The organism is Streptomyces sp. NPDC059900, from assembly GCF_050270335.1.
Taxonomy (GTDB): domain Bacteria; phylum Actinomycetota; class Actinomycetes; order Streptomycetales; family Streptomycetaceae; genus Streptomyces.
On record NZ_JBNNJZ010000967.1, the window covers coordinates 1 to 1937 of the forward strand.

A 1937-nucleotide genomic window follows, 5' to 3' on the forward strand; every position below is an offset into this window, starting at 1 on the left:
CAACTCGCCAGCCACGTCCGCGCCGACTACGCCTACATGTACCCGCCCCGCCAGACGTACGGCCCGGTCGCCGAAGAGGACCTCACCGGCGCGGTCAAGCGATCCCTGACCGACTTCGCCGACGGCCCGGTCAACCTCTATCTCCACTTCCCCTTCTGCGAGCAGATCTGCGGCTTCTGCAATCTGTTCGCCGTCGCCTCCCGCGACCAGGACTTGATCGACGCCTATGTCTCCACGCTCCTGCGGGAGTTGACGGCCTACGCCCCGCTCCTGGCCGGCCGCACCCTGGACACTCTCTACCTCGGCGGCGGCACCCCGTCCCTGCTCTCTCCCGCACAACTGGCCCGCGTGCTCGACGCCGTCGAGCGCGAACTGGGCGCGGACATCGCCGCCATCCCCGAGGTCGCGATCGAGGTGAGCCCCAGCACCGTGACGCCGCAGAAGGTCCGCGAGTTCCACCAGCTGGGCATCAACCGGGTCAATCTCGGCTTCCAGTCACTGGCCGACGCCGAACTGGCGGGCATCGGGCGCGCCTACACCGCGGCCACCCCCCTGCGCGCGCTCGCCGACGTCCTGGAGGTGGGCTTCGACAACGTCTGCGTGGACCTCATCTACGGACTGCCCGGCCAGGACCACGACTCCTGGCGGCGCAGCGTGGACACCGTGCTCCGGGACGCCCCGCAGACCGTCTGCGCCTACGCGCTGACCCTGCGCCCGCGCACCGGGTTCGACACCCGCGGCTACCGCTCCATCGACGGCGCCGACCAGTACGCCAAGTACGACTACGTGGACGAGCAGCTGCGGGCCGCGGGCTACCGCCAGCAGACCCATGTGCGTTGGGCACGCGGCGAGTCCGGCGGCTACCGGCAGAAGGCCAACCACTGGGGACTGCAGCCGCTGGTGGGGCTGGGCGCCGGAGCGCGCGGCTACCTGTGGGAGTGCGACTACCGCAACGGCTACAGCGTCCGGCACCGGATGCGGGTGCTGCGCGACTATCTCGAAGCCGTGCCGCTGCGCAACCACAGCCGTACGGACGGCTTCTTGATGGACGACGAGGAACGCCGCCGCAAGGCGATGGTGCTCGGCCTGACCGACCTCGACCCGCAGTGGTACCGGCAGACCTTCGGCGGTGCGCCCGATGACCACTTCGGGCCGCAACTGGCGACCCTGCGTGAGATGGGACTCCTGGAGTCGGCCGAAGGCAGGCTGCGCCTGACGCGGCGCGGACTGCGCCACCGCGACGTGATCGTGCAGCACTTCTTCAGCCGCCAGGTGGGCGAGCGGCTCCTCGCCTTCGACTACGACGAATGATCGACCACGGATGAACCCCTCGCCGACGGCGGTGGGCCCGCCCCTGTCGGCGACGCGGGATCGGGCTACGGGTGCTGTGACACCAGCCGCGTACGAAGGAGCGCGCACAGCACCGCGGCGCCCGCCCCCACCGCTGCGAGGTGCAGAACCGCCGCGAACGCGAGGCTCTCGGGCATGGCCGCATCGGCCGGTTGCGCGAGCGCCAAGTACAGCGTGAACGCCAGCTTCCAGCCGCTCCAGCGAACAAGGAGCCCGAGCCGAGCCAGCCGAGCACCAACGGCCCCCACCGCGGGAGGTGTGCGGGCCGGCCCCGGACGGCTGCCCGGGTGGCGTCGGCTGCCACGCACGCCCAGGCCCCGAAGACGGCCGACAGCACATACCAAGCCGGTTCCCGCTCGCCGGGCCGGTCGACACCTGCGGTGCCGCCCACCGCCCAGTACAGCCAGCTGAAACCCACGGCGGCACCGACCGCGGCCGCCGCGAGCGCCCTGCGTGGGCCCTGCCGGCCCTCCCTGAGCCGGCCCGCGAACACATCGGGCCAGCGCCTGCGCAAGTAGGCGGGCAGCGCCATGGCCAGACCCAGCCCCATGCCCACAAAGCCGCAGTGCACCAGCGCGGCTTCCCAG

General features: G+C 71.6%; 2 protein-coding genes. One reads left to right on the top strand and one right to left on the bottom strand.

Annotated elements, in window-relative coordinates; all coding sequences use genetic code 11:
- The coding region (locus ACQKIP_RS46255) for a coproporphyrinogen-III oxidase family protein (protein ID WP_427745747.1) at nucleotides 1-1311 on the top strand (1311 nt) is incomplete at its 5' end.
- Between the two features lie 65 nt (nucleotides 1312-1376).
- Here the strand turns inward: ACQKIP_RS46255 and ACQKIP_RS46260 are convergent.
- Entirely contained in the window at nucleotides 1377-1598 is a 222-nt protein-coding gene (locus tag ACQKIP_RS46260; RefSeq protein WP_365864437.1) for a hypothetical protein, read from the bottom strand.
- Nucleotides 1599-1937: the final 339 nt, after the last annotated feature.